This is a genomic window from Nocardia sp. Marseille-Q1738 (genome assembly GCF_965283145.1).
The window spans coordinates 1,492,381-1,507,472 of the sequence record NZ_CBDIMS010000001.1 but is presented as its reverse complement, the minus strand read 5'-3'; the positions used below and the strand labels follow the sequence as shown (position 1 = coordinate 1,507,472).

Annotated in this window: 16 protein-coding genes; 13 read left to right on the top strand and 3 right to left on the bottom strand. The window is 69.9% G+C overall.

Translation table 11 applies throughout. The annotated features are described in order from the left end of the window. Positions 1-2 precede the first annotated feature (2 nt). From ACWPXK_RS06690 to ACWPXK_RS06680, 3 genes are all read left to right on the top strand, one after another. Positions 3-776 (top strand): crotonase/enoyl-CoA hydratase family protein, encoded by a 774-nt coding sequence (locus ACWPXK_RS06690; protein WP_454195098.1) that lies wholly within the window; start codon positions 3-5, stop codon positions 774-776. Positions 777-781: 5 nt separating this feature from the next. Continuing rightward, entirely contained in the window at positions 782-2,062 is a 1,281-nt protein-coding gene (locus tag ACWPXK_RS06685) for a hypothetical protein (RefSeq protein WP_454195097.1), read from the top strand. A 397-nt stretch (positions 2,063-2,459) separates the two neighbouring features. Then, positions 2,460-3,197, top strand: coding sequence for an MspA family porin (locus tag ACWPXK_RS06680; protein WP_454195096.1), 738 nt, complete (start codon positions 2,460-2,462; stop codon positions 3,195-3,197). A gap of 148 nt (positions 3,198-3,345) precedes the next feature. Here the strand turns inward: ACWPXK_RS06680 and ACWPXK_RS06675 are convergent, their stop codons facing one another. Then, a complete protein-coding gene (locus ACWPXK_RS06675) occupies positions 3,346-4,032 on the bottom strand; it encodes a pyridoxamine 5'-phosphate oxidase family protein (RefSeq protein ID WP_454195095.1) in 687 nt (228 codons plus the stop codon). Positions 4,033-4,113: 81 nt separating this feature from the next. On the opposite strand from ACWPXK_RS06675, the gene pdxR reads away from it, so the two are divergent. From pdxR to ACWPXK_RS06655, 4 genes are read left to right on the top strand one after another with little or no spacing between them, the layout of a single operon-like run. Further along, positions 4,114-5,499 (top strand): MocR-like pyridoxine biosynthesis transcription factor PdxR, encoded by a 1,386-nt coding sequence (gene pdxR / locus ACWPXK_RS06670; protein WP_454195094.1) that lies wholly within the window; start codon positions 4,114-4,116, stop codon positions 5,497-5,499. Further along, positions 5,496-5,741, top strand: a complete 246-nt coding sequence (locus tag ACWPXK_RS06665; RefSeq protein ID WP_454195093.1) for a DUF2630 family protein — start codon at positions 5,496-5,498, stop codon at positions 5,739-5,741. The genes pdxR and ACWPXK_RS06665 overlap by 4 nt, the downstream gene beginning before the upstream one ends. 7 nt (positions 5,742-5,748) lie before the next feature. Then, a complete protein-coding gene (locus ACWPXK_RS06660; protein ID WP_454195092.1) occupies positions 5,749-7,185 on the top strand; it encodes a dihydrolipoyl dehydrogenase family protein in 1,437 nt (478 codons plus the stop codon). A 13-nt stretch (positions 7,186-7,198) separates the two neighbouring features. Then, positions 7,199-8,710 carry a carboxylesterase/lipase family protein gene (locus ACWPXK_RS06655; protein WP_454195091.1) on the top strand — a complete coding sequence of 504 codons (1,512 nt, stop codon included), beginning with the start codon at positions 7,199-7,201 and terminating at the stop codon, positions 8,708-8,710. A gap of 12 nt (positions 8,711-8,722) precedes the next feature. Here the strand turns inward: ACWPXK_RS06655 and ACWPXK_RS06650 are convergent, their stop codons facing one another. Both ACWPXK_RS06650 and cobF read right to left on the bottom strand, forming a co-directional pair. After that, a complete protein-coding gene (locus ACWPXK_RS06650) occupies positions 8,723-9,592 on the bottom strand; it encodes an Fpg/Nei family DNA glycosylase (protein ID WP_454195090.1) in 870 nt (289 codons plus the stop codon). Between the two features lie 276 nt (positions 9,593-9,868). Next, complete coding sequence (cobF, locus tag ACWPXK_RS06645; protein WP_454195089.1) at positions 9,869-10,612, bottom strand: precorrin-6A synthase (deacetylating); 744 nt, start codon at positions 10,610-10,612, stop codon at positions 9,869-9,871. Positions 10,613-10,649: 37 nt separating this feature from the next. Between cobF and ACWPXK_RS06640 the strand changes: the two genes are divergently transcribed. The 6 genes from ACWPXK_RS06640 (at position 10,650) to ACWPXK_RS06615 (ending at position 15,066) form a co-directional block, all read left to right on the top strand. After that, entirely contained in the window at positions 10,650-11,477 is an 828-nt protein-coding gene (locus ACWPXK_RS06640; RefSeq protein ID WP_454195088.1) for a thymidylate synthase, read from the top strand. After that, the gene (locus ACWPXK_RS06635) at positions 11,474-11,998 is read left to right on the top strand and encodes a dihydrofolate reductase (RefSeq protein WP_454195087.1); all 525 of its coding nucleotides are present in this window, start codon (positions 11,474-11,476) and stop codon (positions 11,996-11,998) included. Before ACWPXK_RS06640 ends, ACWPXK_RS06635 begins: the two co-directional genes overlap by 4 nt. Positions 11,999-12,191: 193 nt before the next feature. Further along, positions 12,192-12,518, top strand: a complete 327-nt coding sequence (locus tag ACWPXK_RS06630) for a cupin domain-containing protein (RefSeq protein ID WP_040782960.1) — start codon at positions 12,192-12,194, stop codon at positions 12,516-12,518. A 59-nt stretch (positions 12,519-12,577) separates the two neighbouring features. Next, positions 12,578-13,630, top strand: coding sequence for a Dyp-type peroxidase (locus tag ACWPXK_RS06625; RefSeq protein ID WP_454195086.1), 1,053 nt, complete (start codon positions 12,578-12,580; stop codon positions 13,628-13,630). Then, the gene (locus ACWPXK_RS06620) at positions 13,627-14,427 is read left to right on the top strand and encodes a family 1 encapsulin nanocompartment shell protein (RefSeq protein ID WP_454195085.1); all 801 of its coding nucleotides are present in this window, start codon (positions 13,627-13,629) and stop codon (positions 14,425-14,427) included. The genes ACWPXK_RS06625 and ACWPXK_RS06620 overlap by 4 nt, the downstream gene beginning before the upstream one ends. A gap of 108 nt (positions 14,428-14,535) precedes the next feature. Further along, positions 14,536-15,066 (top strand): hypothetical protein, encoded by a 531-nt coding sequence (locus tag ACWPXK_RS06615; RefSeq protein ID WP_454195084.1) that lies wholly within the window; start codon positions 14,536-14,538, stop codon positions 15,064-15,066. The last annotated feature ends 26 nt before the right edge of the window (positions 15,067-15,092 follow it).

Here is a 15,092-nt window from a genome sequence, read left to right as displayed (position 1 = left end):
GTATGGTCGACCTCGTGACGGTTCTGATCGAACGCAACGGCCCTGTGACAACCGTGATCCTGCATCGCCCCGAGGCACGCAACGCGGTCGACGGACCGACCGCCGCCGCGCTGGCCGACGCATTCCGCGAGTTCGACGCCGACCCCGATGCGTCGGTCGCCGTGCTGTGGGGCGATGGCGGCACGTTCTGCGCGGGCGCCGACTTGAAGGCACTCGGCACCGAGCGCTCCAACCAGGCCACCGAGGACGGCGACGGCCCGATGGGGCCGACGCGCATGCGGCTGTCCAAGCCGGTGATCGCCGCCGTCTCCGGCTACGCGGTGGCGGGCGGGCTCGAACTCGCACTGTGGTGCGACCTGCGGGTCGCCGAGCAGGACAGCACGTTCGGTGTGTTCTGCCGCCGCTGGGGCGTCCCGCTCATCGACGGCGGCACCATCCGTCTGCCGCGCATCGTCGGCACCGGCCGCGCGATGGACCTCGTGCTCACCGGACGGCCGGTCGGCGCCGTGGAGGCCCTGCAGATCGGTCTGGTGAACCGCGTGGTGCCCACCGGGGAAGCGCGCCGGGCAGCGGAGGAACTCGCCGCGGACCTGGCCGCGCTGCCCCAGGCGTGTCTGCGCTCGGACCGGATGTCGCTGCTGGAGCAGGATGGGATGAGCGAGGAGTCCGCGCTGCGCAACGAGTTCCGGCACGGCCTGACGGCGTTGGCGGGTGGTGCGCTGGAGGGCGCGCAGCGCTTCGCGGCGGGCGCGGGCAGGCACGGCGGTCGCGCCTGACTCCGATGACCCGGCTGAGCGTCGTCGATGAGATCTTCCTCCGCACCCACCGCGGGCTGGGCACCCCGATCGCGCTGCAAGGCCTCTGGCGGACGGCCGACCGCGTGGACCCAGCCCTGCTGGCGCGAGTGCACGACGCACTGTGCTCGGGGCCTTTAGGACGCAGGGTGGCTCGACCACGTGTGCCGGGCGCTCGCCGATCCTGGCAACCGAACGTCCGCGCGTATCCGATCGCGCATGCCAGCGCCTCGCCGGCGCTCGGCTCCGGCATTCAGGCCGAGCGCATCCTCCCCGTCGCGCAACTGCTCGACTGGGCCGACGCGCAAGGCGACGGGCTCGATCCGGAATACGGCCCCGGATGGCGACTCGCGACCGCGGCGCTGGACGACGGTGGTTCCCTCGTCTCCCTCACGTGTTCCCACGCACTGGCCGACGGGCGGGCGCTGGCGCTGGCCGTGGACGACGCGTTGGGCGGCGAGCGCGCACCGAGGCCGAATTTCGCTGCGCGGGAATCGGATTGGCGCGATGCCTGGCAGCAATGGGCGATCGTGCTGCGCGGCACCGCTTCGGCGTTGCGGCACGGGATACCGCACCAGCCATCCGCCGCGCTCCGGGACGACAGGACACACACCGCGTACGGAACCATGACCCACAGTGCGATCCTGCAATGTCCCGTCGCGGAATGGGATCGCGCTGCCGCACGACAGGGCGGCACGGCCAACAGCCTGTTCATCCACCTCGTCGCGACCATGCTGTGGAACAGCGGGTTTCCCGCCGAGACGATCGAGGCCAGTCTGCCCGTCGACACCCGCGCCGAACCACGCGTGGACAACGACCTCGCCATGACCCAGATCGCGATCGGCCGAGCCGACACCCCCGCGACCATCCGCGCACTGGCCCGTTCGGCCTATGAACACCGCATGTCCGCGCCGGGCGGCATGCCCGAAGAACTGCTCCAGGTGATCCCGGACCGCTGGGCCTACGCCCTGTCCAAGGGCGCGGGCGAGCGAGACATCCTGTGCTCCAACATCGGGGCGCTGCCCGCGTCCCTGCGCACGCTCGGCCCCCATCGCTGCACCGGCGTCGCCGCCCGCGCCATCCACCCTGGCCTGACCACCGCGCGACTGCCGCGCACCAGACTCTCTGGCTATCTGTGCCGGATCGGTGACGACTACGTGCTGAGTCTGGTGAGCCTGGATCCGGATCGCATCGAGTCCGCCGCGGCGCTACGCGAACTGGCGGTGCGCACCGCTGCCTCGGCCGGGCTGCGCACGCGCTCGTGGTGAATTCGTCGCCCAGCGATCCCGATACAGCCGTTCACGACTGAGCCGGGGCAGACCCTCTGCCCCATCCACCTCGACCGCGTCGGGGTAATGGTCCTCAACCCCTGCGGGAATGCCGACGATGCCGACAATGGGGCGAAATCCAGCCGACACCCGTGCCAGACACTCGCCGGGTTAGCACGCGACTTGCTATGGTGCAGAATCCTGCCCGCGATGCCGACGTGGACCGAAAGCCGGTCGCGTCGGTCGACTCGCCGCGCCGGGCCCAATTACCGGCCCCTGAGCTGCACCTACCGTAAAGTTTCGGCCGCACACGCCGAGCAGAATCTGGGGCGATCTTGGTGTGCGACTGCCGTTTGCGTCCGAAGTTCCATTCCGACAGCTACTCGACTGGAGCATGATGAACCGCAAGCATTCGCGTACTCTGGCCGCGATCACCGCGGTGATGCTGACCACCATCGGTGCTGTTACCGGCGCCGATACCGCGGCGGACGCGGAGCCGGGGGAGGTAGGCACCGGCGGGTTGCACCTGATCGCGTCGGTGGATGCCAACCATGTCCTGCCCACTGGCGGTGCTCTCACATTGGGCGTACCGTTCGCGCACGCGGCCAAGGTGTCCGGAGATTTCTCGGTCGTCTCCGACGGACCCTCGTCGCTGCGCGGCGGGCAGATCGTCGCCGGATATCTGATCGGCTGCGCGGTGGACATTTCCGACGGCATCCAGGTATCCATCGCCGCGGCCGCCGGTGCCGGTGTCGACTTCACCCCCGGAATCGCAATCGAGTTCGGTGGGATCGACTTCGGCGGGCTCAACGAGTTCGGGATGATCGAGGATTTTCCCGTCATCGTCGCTCCCACCATTGCACTCGGCGCGGATACCAGCTTCGGTGTCAACGGGGAACTCGGCGGTGAGATCACGGTGAGTCTGGCCCCGGGTAGCGTGACCGCCGCGGTGATCGCCGAGGCGGACCTGGACGAGGACTCGACGTTCCCCTTCACCTTCGCGCACAGCAATACCCCGCTGAATGTCAACGGATGCCTCTCCCCGGCCTCGGCCATGCCATTCATCACCGCCCGCGTCGAGGCCACCAACGGCATCGCGCAAACGACGGGATACGGCCCTCATTTCGTGTTCTGAACCGACCCTGACTCGGTAAGCGCTCGTGGCGTGGGTTCGGCGTCCGCACACAACCGTCCCATGGCCACGAGCGAATGCGAAGAACCGACCGGCGTCGCGAAATACGCGAGCACGGCGGACATTTCGCGGGTCCGAGGCGGTCTGCCGGTCAGTGGATCGGGACCAGGCTCGATTCGCGCCGCCGGAGGACATCGTCCGGGACGGCAATTCCCGGCGGCAGATCGTCCGAGCTGATCGGCGCTCCCCACACCTGGCGTAGCGGAAGCACACCGGCCCACACACCGCCCGCCTCGATATCCGCCGCGTCGTCGACGGGGCCGCCGGTGCGGACCTTCACCGAGGCCTCGGTGAGATCGAGGGCGAGCACTTTCGTCGCGGCGAGTTCCTTCTTACTCGGTGGGCGCACGCGCGACCAAGCGCCCGGCGCGGCATGTTCGACGATAACGCGCAGTCCGTGCAGGCATTCGTCGTGGCCGGTCACCTCGACGGCGCGGCCGAGCACGACGGCCGAGCGGTAGTTCATCGAGAAGTGCATGGCCGAACGCGCATAGACCACGCCATCCACCAGGGTCACCGCCACCGAGATGTCGTGGGCGATCGCCGCGCGCAGGCTCCCGGCGCCGGTCGAGCCGTGCACGTAGAGGGTGTCGCCGTCGCGGCCGTAGATGGTCGGCAGCACGACCGGCGTGCCGCCGAGCAGAACCCCCAGGTGGCAGACCAGCCCGGCGTCGAGCACCGTATCCAGGTCGGCGCGATCGGTGCGCGCCCGGTCCTTGTGCCGGTTCGGTGTGCTACGGGGCGTAGGCGAGAGCGGAGTCCGTGCTGATTCGGTCATGAAACCCAGGATCGGACCACAAATGGCATTATCAAAGTGCCAATTCAGCCGAATTCCAGCAGTCCATTTCGAGGAGGAACCATGCTGGACGACCTTCCTCTCGAGCTGGATCGCGACCTGCCGGAACCACTGTCGGTGCAGATCGCCGACCAGCTACGCCATGCCGCGACCAACGGACCGCTGCGCGGGGGCGACCGGCTGCCGTCCACCCGCGCGCTGGCCGATCGGCTCCGCGTCAGCCGCACGGTGGTGGCCGCCGCCTACGACCAGCTGCACGCGGAAGGCTGGATCAGCGGCAAGCGTGGTTCCGGCACCTATCTGACCACCGCTCCCGCCGTGGCGCCCGCGCCCGCTGCCGCGTCCCACCACACGGACGTCGCATCACACCTGTTCGACCTCGCCCCCGGCGCTCCGTGTATAGAGGCCATCGATCCGGCCGCGTGGCGCCGCGCCTGGCGGGCCGCCGCCGACCACACGCCGCTGGTACGCAAAGACCGCGCGGGTGAACCGGAATTCCGCACGGCGGTCACCGAGCACCTGCTGCGTCACCGCGGGCTCGGCGCGGGCAGCGCCACCACATTGCTGGCCACCGCTGGAACAAGTTCAGCCGTGGGGGAATTGGCGGCCGCCCTGCTGCGGCCCGGCGATGCCGTAGCCATGGAAGACCCGGGTTATCAGCGGGCCGCGGGCGCGTTCGCGGCGGCGGGGGTCGATCTGCTTCCGGTTCCGGTGGACGCGCACGGCCTGCGCGTCGATCTACTGCCGCCAGGTATCAAGGCGGTGTATTGCACTCCGGCACACCAGTTTCCGCTCGGCGCACGGATGCCCGCGGCCCGCAGGGTCGAGCTGATCGAGCACGCGCGACGGTGCGGGATCGTCGTCATCGAGGACGACTACGACGGTGAACTGCGCTACGACACCGCGCCGCTGCCATTGCTCGCCACCATGGCTCCCGATGTCGTGGTCCACTTGGGCACCACGAGCAAGATCCTGTCCCCTGGCCTCGGCGTCGGCTGGCTGCTGGCCGCACCGGAAATCGCCGAAGCCGTGCTCGCCCACCGGGAGCGCACCGGCACCGGCCCGAGCCCGGCAGGCCAGCAGGTGCTGGTGGCCTTGGCCGCGCACGGCGATCTGGCCAGGCACCTGCGCAGGCTGCGCCGCGCAGTGCCGCCGCGGCGCGCGCTGGTGGTGACCGAGCTGCGCAAGCGCGGGCTCGACGTGGTCGGCGACGACGCCGGTTCGCATGTCGTCGTTCCGGTGCACTCGGCCGACGCCGAGCAGCGCGTTATCGCGACCGGACGGCGTCGTGGCGTCGCGCTCGACGGGTTGGCCAGGCATCATCTGGGACCTCGGCGTGATCACTTCGGCGTCGCCCTCGGCTACACCGCGCTGTCCTGGCCGGATCTGGTCACCGCCGTCCCGATCGCCGCCGAGTGCCTGGCCCGGCCCGTAGCATTGTCCGCATGAGCGAACAGGACGTCTTGGCGCGTATCAAGAAGCTGGTCGACCAGGAGCATGAGCTGCGCTCGCAGGCCACCCGGGGCGAGTTGGACCCGAAGACCGAACGCCAGCGTTTGGCCGAACTGGAAGTGATGCTGGATCAGGCGTGGGACCTGCTCCGCCACCGCAGGGCGCGGCTCGGCCTCGGTGAGTCCGCGGACGCGGTCCAGCCCAATTCCGTTTCCCAGGTCGAGGGCTACCTTCAGTAGCGCCGCCATGTCGAACACACCGACCGAATACGACGTCATCGTGATCGGTGGCGGACCGGCGGGCGAGAACGCCGCCGCCTACGCCATCGCGGGCAGTGACCGCACGGCCGCCATCGTGGAACGCGAACTCGTCGGCGGCGAATGCTCCTATTGGGCCTGTATCCCGAGCAAGGCCCTGCTGCGGCCGGGCCATGTGCTGGCGGCCGCGCGGGCGATGCCAGGTGTCGCGGTGAACAGCCTCGACGTCGAGGCTGTTCTGCGGCGACGCGACGCGTTCGTGCACGACCACGACGACTCCTCGCAGGTCGACTGGGCGAAGGACAACCGCGTCGACGTCGTGCGCGGCACCGGGAGCCTGGCCGGAGAGCGCCTGGTCGACGTCGACGGTCGGCAGCTACGCGCCAGGCACGCCGTGGTACTGGCCACCGGCACCACCGCCAATATCCCCGACGTGCCCGGCTTGCGCGCCGCGCTGCCCTGGACGTCCCGCGACGTCACCAATCTGCACGAGGTCCCGCGCCGGGTCGCCGTCGTCGGTGGTGGCGTGGTGGCCTGCGAGGCGGCGACCTGGCTGGCCGCGCTCGGCGCCGAAGTCACCGTGCTGGTGCGCGGCTCGGCGTTGCTGGCCGCGGCGGAACCGTTCGCGGGCGAGCGGGTGGCCGCGGCACTGACCGCGGCGGGCGCGCGGGTGCGGTTCGGCACCGAGCCGACCGCCGTCGAGCGTCCGGTGGCGAAGGACACCGGCGAGGGGTGGATACACGGCGATCCGGTCACGGTGCGGTTGCGCGGCCCGGAGGGCGAGTCGACTCTCGAGGTGGACGAACTCGTGGTGGCAGCCGGACGCGCGCCCGCCACCGAGCGGCTCGGCTTGGCCGCGGTCGGACTGCCCGACGGTTATGTGGCGGTCGACGACCATCTCACCGTCCGCGGCGTCGACGGCGGGTGGTTGTACGCGATCGGCGACGTGAACCATCGCGCGGCGCTCACGCATATGGGCAAGTACCAGGGCAGGGTGTGCGGTGACGTGATCGCGGCGCGTACCGAGGGCAAGCCGTTGGACGACGCGCGGTTCGTCGCGAGCTCCGACCACGGCAAGGTGCCGCAGGTGGTGTTCACCGCGCCGGAGGTCGCCTCCGTCGGCCTGACCGAAGCCGCGGCCCGGAAGGCGGGCCACGCGGTCGAGACCGTCGAACTCGACATCGCGGTGGCCGGTTCGGCGCTCTCCCGCGACGACTACGCCGGGCACGCGAAGCTGGTGATCGACAGCGCCACCGACACCCTGCTCGGCGCCACGTTCGTCGGTCCCGACGTGGGCGAGCAACTGCACGCGGCCACCATCGCGGTGGTCGGCGGCGTGCCGCTGTCCCGGCTCTGGCACGCGGTGCCGGCCTTCCCCGCGGTCAGCGAGTTCTGGCTGCGCCTGTTGGAGACGCGGCGCGCGTAGCTACCATCGGTGGATGGTGGCAACAACGGATATCGCGACCGCCGATGGAGTCGTCCGCGGTCACCGTGGCCGCCGCGTACTCCGCTGGCGGTCCATTCCCTACGCTGCTCCTCCCGTGGGCGACTTGCGATTTCGCGCCCCGCAGCCGGTGCGGCCGTGGTCCGGTGTCCGGGCGGCCACGGAGTTCACCTCCGCCGCGATGCAGCATCGCTCCGGGGCGCGGATCGGACCGCGCGCCTACCAGCCGACCAGCGAGGACGCGCTGACACTGAATGTCACCGCGCCCGCCACGCAGGCCACGCGTCCACGGCCGGTGCTGTTCTTCATCCACGGCGGCGGCTACCTGATCGGCACCTCCGCGCTGACGCTGTATTCCGGTGCGCGGCTCGCGGTGCGCGGCGACGCGGTCGTGGTGTCGATGAACTACCGGCTCGGCGCGTTCGGCTACGTCGACTTCAGCGAGTTCGGCACGCCGGCGCAGCCGTTCGACACGAACCTGGGCTTGCGCGACCAGGTCGCCGCACTGGAGTGGGTGCGCACCAATATCGCGGCCTTCGGCGGCGACCCCGGCAACGTGACGATTTTCGGCGAGTCGGCGGGCGCGCACGCCGTGCTCGGCCTGATGGCCACTCCGGCGGCGAAAGGCCTGTTCCACCGCGCCATCTCGCAGAGCCCGCCCGCCGACTGGGCGGTGACCGCCGAGGAAGCTCGCGCCTTCGCCCGCCGCTGCGTCGCGGCGCTGGGCGCGACGCCCGAGAACGCGGGCGCCGCGTTGCGCACCGCGGGCGCCAACGATATCCGCCGCGCGGTGGACCGCACCCTGAACCAAGTGCTGCGCGAGCAACCGGGCGTCTTCCCGGCCTGTCCGGTCGTGGACGGCGAATTCCTGCCGCACGCCCCCATCGACGCGATCGTCGAAGGCTCCGCCCAGCGGGTGCCCTTGATCATCGGCACGAACCGGGACGAAGGAACACTGTTCGCCAGGTTCGCCGATGAGCTGCCCACCACACCCGGGCGGCTGCGCGCCGCGCTCGCCCGCTCCGGCGAGGGCGCGGAATCCCGCATCGCCGCAGCATATCCCGGCTACCCGCAGGCGAGGGCCGCGATACGCGCGGGTGGCGATTTCACCTTCTGGCGTCCTGCGCTGACCGTCATGGAAGGCCACAGCAGACACGCGCCGACCTACGCCTACCGCTACGACTTCGCCCCGCGCGCATTGCATCTGGCCGGTCTCGGCGCCACGCACGCCACCGACCTCATCCCGGTCTTCGGCGCCGCGGATTCCCCCTTCGGCCGAGCGCTGACCGCCGCGGGCGGTCGACGCGGGCTGCGGGCGGTCACCGAGCAGTTCCAGGACAACTGGCTCGCCTTCGCCGACACCGGCGCTCCGCTGCCGTCCTGGCCCGCCTATACCGAGGCGCGCAGGTCGACCCTGATCATCGATTACCCGACGCGCGTGGAACACGATCCGGACCGGGCGAAAAGGCTCGCCTGGCAAGGCGTCCAGGTGCCGACGCTGACCTGAGACGCCGGGACGCTACTTCAGTAGCCGGGACATCCGCCGGTCGGCGAGCACCTTGCCGCCGGTCTGACAGGTGGCGCAGTACTGGAAGGACCGCTCGGCGTAGGCGACCTCGCGGACGATGTCGCCGCAGACCGGGCAGGGCAGCCCGGTGCGGGCGTGCACCCGCATGCCGGAACGCTTCTCGCCCTTGAGGCGGGCGGCATCCTGGCCGACCGACCGCCGCACCGCGTCGGTGAGCACCTCGCGCATCGCGGCGTACAACTCGGCCAGCTTGTCGGCGGGCAGGGTCTTCGTGTTCGCGAACGGTGAGATCCGCGCGACGTGCAGGATCTCGTCGGAGTAGGCGTTGCCGACGCCGGCCAGCAACGCTTGGTCGACGAGCGCGGTCTTGATCCGCTGGGAGGTGCCGTGCAGGATCTCGGCGAACTGTGCCTCGGTCAGCTCCAGCGCGTCGGGGCCGAGACGCGCGATGCCGGGCACCGCCTTGGGGTCTTCCACGACGTACACCGCGAGCCGCTTCTTCGTGCCCGCCTCGGTGAGGTCGAACGCGGGCGTCGCGCCTTCCGGCGTGAAGAAATGCACCCGCAACGCGAGCGGGCTCTTGCCGCCCGGCTTCGGCGGCGTAGGGCTCGGTTCGTCGATCCAGCGCAACCACCCGCCCCGGGACAGATGCGTGATCAGCCACAGCCCGTCGCATGCCATGCCGAGGAACTTGCCCCAGCGCCCCGCCCCGGTCACGTCCCGCCCGGACAGTGCCGTCACCGGCGGCTCGAATGTTTTGACCGCACTCAACGCGGCCACGTCGACACGCCCGACCACCGCGCCGACCGCATGTTCTCGGAGGAACTGCGCCAACGCCTCCACTTCGGGCAGTTCAGGCACGCGGTCCAGCGTACCCAGCCCCACCGACAAATCCGGCCAGCTGATCGAGCGGAGTCAAATGGCGGCTTCAATCACTACCGCAACCGCCTTTCGACTCCGCTCGATGTTCTGATCGACAACGCAACCACAGCCGGTCGGCTGCGCCGGGACCGCAGGTGCACGCAGGACTGCGGAAGGTAAGCCGGGTACGGCACCCAGCGCACCCAGCACTGTCCGGTACATACACGGAGCGTCGACTGACATGGGCAGCACGACCAAAAGGTGTCTTTACGACGCTCACCGGCCGCGGCGCAGCAGATAGATGTCCATGATCCAGCCTTTGCGCTCGCGCAGCTCGGTCCGGCGGCGGACGATCTCGTCCCGCACCGCGGGCAGCGGACCCTCGATCAACGTCTCGTCCGGCATGCCGAGATAGGCGCCCCACCAGATGTGCACGTCCTCGTCCGGGATCGCGGTGAACGAGGTGTCGCCGTCCAACATGACCAGCGCGTTCTCGGCGCCGAGTCCCTCCTCGCGCAGGCGGCGGCCGGTGGTGATGCGCAGGGGTTCCCCGATTCCGTGCAGCACGATGCGATGGCGGGCGGCCAGCGCCTGCGCGCTGGTGATGCCGGGAATCACCGCGTAGTCGAAGCGCGCCACGCCGCGGGCGAGCACCCGCTCGATCATCCGCAGCGTGCTGTCATACAACGCGGGGTCACCCCAGACCAGGATGCCGCCGACCCCGTCGACCTCGGCGAAAGCCGATTCCAGCAGCGCCGACCTGCGGTCGTGCCAGTCCTCCACGACGTCCAGGTAGTCGGCGGGCGTGCGGTCGCGCGGCGGGTCGGCGATCGGCACGATCCGGTACGGCCGGTCCATGTGCTCGTCCAGGATCGCGGTTCGCACGTCGAGCAGCTCCTGCTTGGCCTCGCCCTTGCCGATCACGAAGAACACGTCGACCTGCCGCATCGCTTTGACCGCCTGCAGGGTGACCTGGTCGGGATCTCCGGCGCCGATGCCGATCACGTAGAGCTTGCGCATGCGGGCGAGCTTGCCAGGACGACTAGAGTTGCCAGGCGTGGCCCCTGACGCGCTCGATCCGGCTTCCACCCCCGACACCCAGTACGAGGATCTGCTGCGGCTGGTGCTCACGTCCGGCACGAGGAAGGCCGACCGGACGGGGACCGGAACCCGCAGCGTCTTCGGCCATCAGTTGCGCTACGACCTTTCAGCCGGGTTCCCGCTGGTCACCACCAAGAAGGTGCATCTGAAGTCGATCGTCTACGAGCTGCTGTGGTTTCTGCGCGGCGACTCCAACATCGGGTGGCTGCGCGAGCACGGCGTCTCCATCTGGGACGAATGGGCCGACGCCCACGGCGAACTCGGCCCGGTCTACGGCGTGCAATGGCGGTCCTGGCCGACGCCGGACGGTACCCACATCGACCAGATCGCCCAGGTGCTGCAGACCCTGCGCACCGACCCGGATTCCCGGCGCATCATCGTGTCCGCGTGGAACGTGGCCGACCTGGACAAGATGGCGCTGGCCCCCTGCCACGCGTTCTTCCAGTTCCACGTGGCCGACGGCAAGCTGTCCTGCCAGCTGTATCAGCGCAGCGCCGACTTGTTCCTCGGCGTCCCGTTCAATATCGCCAGCTACGCGCTGCTCACTCACATGGTCGCGCAGCAGACCGAGCTCACGCCCGGTGATTTCATCTGGACCGGCGGCGACTGTCACATCTACGACAACCATCTGGACCAGGTCACCGAGCAGCTGACCCGCGAGCCCTACCCGTTCCCCACGCTGCGGCTGCGTCCCGCGCCGACGCTGTTCGACTACCGCTACGAGGACGTGGAAGTGGTCGGCTACCAGCATCATCCGGCCATCAAGGCCCCGGTGGCCGTGTGAGCGCGGCGGCGCACGACGGAGCCGAGCGCACGATCGGGCTGATCTGGGCGCAGACGCTGGAGGGAGTGATCGGCTTCCGCAATACCATCCCCTGGCGCGTACCCGAGGACATGGCGCACTTCAAGCAGGTCACCTGGGGCCATCCCGTGGTGATGGGCAGGCGGACCTGGGATTCGCTGCCGCCGCGGTTCCGTCCGCTCGCCGGCCGCCGCAACATCGTGGTGACCAGGCAGCCCGACTGGTCGGCGGAAGGCGCCGAGCGCGTCGCGTCGGTGCCCGAGGCGCTGTCCCGGTGCGCGCCCGACACCGTGTGGGTCGCCGGAGGCGGCGAGATCTACCGCGCCGCGCTGGATTTCGCGACCGAACTGTGCGTCACGGAGGTCGACACCGCGGTCGAGGGCGACGCCTACGCACCTCCGATCGGGCCGGAATGGCGGCCCGACGAGCCGGAGCCGTGGCGCACGTCGACCACGGGACTGCGCTTCCGCATCCGGCACTACACCCGTGCGGGCTCGGCGTAAATGGGCCAGCGGCACCGCAACGGCGGCCCGGCCAACACACCGCACGGCCACGGTGCCCGTCAAACCGGACCCGCGCCGCGGCGGTGTCGGGCATACTCCTCGATATGCGGCGGCCGGACGTTCGTCCGTCCGAGCGCCTCGAGCCGATGCCACCAGCCCGGCATCGGCTGTGGTGATCTGTGAAAGGCGGTCCATGGACAAGAAATCGCTGACTGCGGTCGCGCGCCAACAACTGAAGTTGGCTGCCACCGCCACGAGCGGACGCAGTTCACAAACCATCTACGGCGGTCATACGCATGCTCTGCGGCAAACGGTGGTCGGCTTGACGGCCGGGCAGAGCCTGGCCGAGCACGACAACTACGGCGAGGCCACCCTGCTGGTGCTGAGCGGCACGCTGACGCTGATCAGCGGCGCCAACGAGTGGAAGGGATCGGCCGGCGACCTGATCGTGGTGCCCAAGGCGCGGCACAGCGTCAAGGCGGTCGACGACGTCGCGTTCCTGCTGACGGTAGCCAAGTAGTAGCCACCTGTGCGGCCCAGCCCGGCGGCGGTGCCCGTCGAGCGCTAGTGTGTTCGATCATGGGTGAGCCGCAGCCGATCCTCGAACCGCTCACACCGGCCGCCATCTTCCTGGTCGCCACGATCGACGAGGGTGGCGAAGCGGTAGTGCGCGATCTGCTCGCCGACATCAACGGCCTGCGCCGCTCGGTGGGCTTCCGCTTGCCCGGCGCCGGCCTCAGCTGCGTCACGTCGATCGGCTCCGCAGCGTGGGACCGGCTCTTCGCCGGGCCGAAACCCGCTGAGCTGCACGAGTTCCCCGGTTTTGCCGGTGAGCGCCACACCGCGCCGGCGACACCGGGCGACCTGCTGTTCCACCTCAGGGCACAGGTGCAGGACGCCTGTTTCGAACTGGCCATGGCCATCGCCGACCGGCTCGCGGGTGCGGCGACCATCGTGGACGAGACCGTCGGCTTCCGCTACTTCGAGCAGCGCGACCTGCTCGGCTTCGTGGACGGCACCGAGAACCCCGAAGGGCGCGCCGCGGCCGCCGCCGCACTGGTCGGCGACGAGGATCCGCCGTTCGCCGGCGGGAGCTACGTGACCGTGCAGAAGTACACGCACCCGTTGGCGGACTGGCGGGCGCTGTCGGTCGAGGAGCAGGAGCGCGTGATCGGCCGCACCAAGCTGGACGACTTCGAACTGTCCGACGAGGACCAGCCCGCCGACTCGCACGTCGCGGTCAACACGCTGATCGATCCGGACGGCACCGAGCGGCAGATCGTGCGCGCCAACATGCCGTTCGGCAGCGTGCGCGACGGCGAGTTCGGCACCTACTACATCGCCTACGCGGCCACCCCGAGCGTCATCGAACGCATGCTCACCCGCATGTTCCTCGGCACCGAGGAGGCCGCCTACGACCGCCTCCTGGATTTCTCCGTCGCCGTCACCGGCACCTCGTTCTTCGCCCCTACCGTCGATTTCCTCGACGAACTGCCACCCGCACCGTGGGAGACGGCGGAAGCCGCGGTATCCCTCGACGGCGCTGGTCCGGCAGGTCCGTCCGGCAACGCGGTGCTTACGGGTGACGGTTCACTCGGCATCGGCACGTTGAAAAGGAGTACCCGGTCATGAACAACCTCCATCGCGAACTCGCGCCGATCACCTCCGAGGCCTGGGCGGCCATCGAGGAGGAGGCGACGCGCACGTTCAAGCGGCACATCGCCGGCCGCCGCGTCGTCGACCTGTCCGGCCCGCACGGCACCGACTACTCCGGGGTCGGCACCGGGCACACCACCGCGATCGAGGCGCCCGGCGAAGGCGTGCTCGCCCGCCGGCGGGTGGTCGCGCCGCTGGTCGAACTGCGGGTGCCGTTCACCCTCTCCCGCGAGGAACTCGACAATGTCGAGCGCGGCGCTCAGGACACCGACCTCGACCCCGTGAAGGACGCCGCGAAGAAGATCGCCTTCGCCGAGGACCGCGCGATCTTCGAGGGGTACCCGGCCGCGCACATCACTGGTATCCGGGCCAGTTCTTCCAACCAGGCGATCACGGTGCCCGGCGACCCGCGGCAGGTGCCGGAGGCCATCGCCCAGGCGCTGAGCGCATTGCGGCTGGCCGGTGTCGACGGGCCGTACTCGGTGCTGCTCAGCGCCGACCTGTACACCGCGGTCAGCGAGACCTCCGATCACGGCCATCCGATCCGCACCCACATCGAACGCCTGATCCCGGAGGGCGAGATCATCTGGGCGCCCGCCATCACCGGCGCGATCGTGCTCACCACCCGCGGCGGCGACTTCGATCTGCGCATCGGGCAGGACCTGTCCATCGGCTACCTGTCGCACGACGCCACCTCGGTCCAGCTGTACTTCCAGCAGAGCCTGACGTTCCTGGTGTACACCGCGGAAGCGGCGGTCGCGCTGACCGTGTGAGAACGCTACGGCGGCGCCTGGCTCGGCCACAGATGGGAATCGCCAGGTGTGCTCCGGCGCCCAGGGCGGTAGCGTGTGCCGGAAATGCACCAGAGGCAGGTAGATGAGATGACAACGGTGCGCGCAGGTGTGGTCCCGACGCAGCGGGCGGCCCTCTACAGCGTGCTCGGCATCCTGGCGACCGTGACGATCTGCGCCTCGTTCGTCGTCTCGTTCGGCGTGAACCGGGTGTTCACCGGGCTGCTGGCCGGTGCGGTCGTCGGGATCGCGGTGCTGGCCGCGCTGTTCACCAGGGACGCGGTCGTGCTCACCGACCATGCCATCTACCGGCGCACACCATGGACCGTCTCCAGCATCTCCTGGGATCGGGTGGTAGCCGGTCGCTTCACGCTCGACGAACGCGCCCGCTGGTCGCTGGCCTTGGACCTGTCCGGTGGTGACGAACCGCACGGCGAGCTGGTCCTGCTGTCCATACCGCCGGTGGTCCGCCCGGTCGCGGGCGCCTATGACATGCGTAAACGCGATCAGGTCACGGAGATCCGGGCGATCCTGCGCCGCAAGCGGATTCCGGTGACCGTGCTTCCGCAGATCGCGGGCGCGTTGCACGAGCACTGGCAGATTGCGCCGCCGACGCACTGAGGTCCGCGGGCACGGTGTAGGTCGAC